This window comes from Campylobacter concisus (genome assembly GCF_902460595.1).
GTDB lineage: Bacteria > Campylobacterota > Campylobacteria > Campylobacterales > Campylobacteraceae > Campylobacter_A > Campylobacter_A concisus_BL.
The window spans coordinates 1-705 of the sequence record NZ_CABPVA010000045.1 but is presented as its reverse complement, the minus strand read 5'-3'; the positions used below and the strand labels follow the sequence as shown (position 1 = coordinate 705).

1 protein-coding gene is annotated in these 705 nt (G+C 27.7%); it reads right to left on the bottom strand.

The annotated features are described in order from the left end of the window. The coding region (locus F3G86_RS10600; RefSeq protein ID WP_223228601.1) for a ParB N-terminal domain-containing protein at window positions 1-705 on the bottom strand (705 nt) is incomplete at both ends.

The following is a 705-nucleotide window of genomic DNA, read 5'->3' as shown; positions in this document are numbered from 1 at the left end:
GTGTAAGATAGCTCATAATAAACCCATTTATAGATGTTACAGATAATATCTTAGATTTAGGATCATGCCATTCACTATTGAAATGTTTCCTTATTGCCTCAAAATATGTTGAGATTTTTTCTACACAAAATTTTTTATACTTATCCAAGGTTGCATCATCCATTTTTTTTAGTGCCTCTTTATCGCCATCCCAGTGAAAGAATAGATTTTTTCTACCATCCTTGGGGTCTAAAGTTATTAAATAACGCAACGCAAATTTAATTATTGACGCAATTTTAATTTTATTTTCATCCAATAATGACATTTCAAATTTATTTAGAAAAATACTTTTTTTATTTAGGAGATCAATGATTGACCTAGATAAACCAAAATCCGAAATAGGATCTTTAACCATTTGAATATGTAGTAATACATCTTGAGATACTGGTTTAGCATTAGAATTAATATCTAAAAATATTTCACTCTGTATCTTTATTTTTTGAGTATCTGACATACCTTTTGGAAAAATAAGACCCGTAACTAATAAGTGTAACTCTTTTCTTAACTGTGATATTTTAGACTCATCACTATCTGTTTCCAAACCTTCATAATGAGCATAAATACGATGTTGTCCATCAATAATACATATACTATTCATACAATTTGGGATAAGCATAGTGCATACATCATGCTTATTAATTTCATCAATATTAATAGGTATATTAT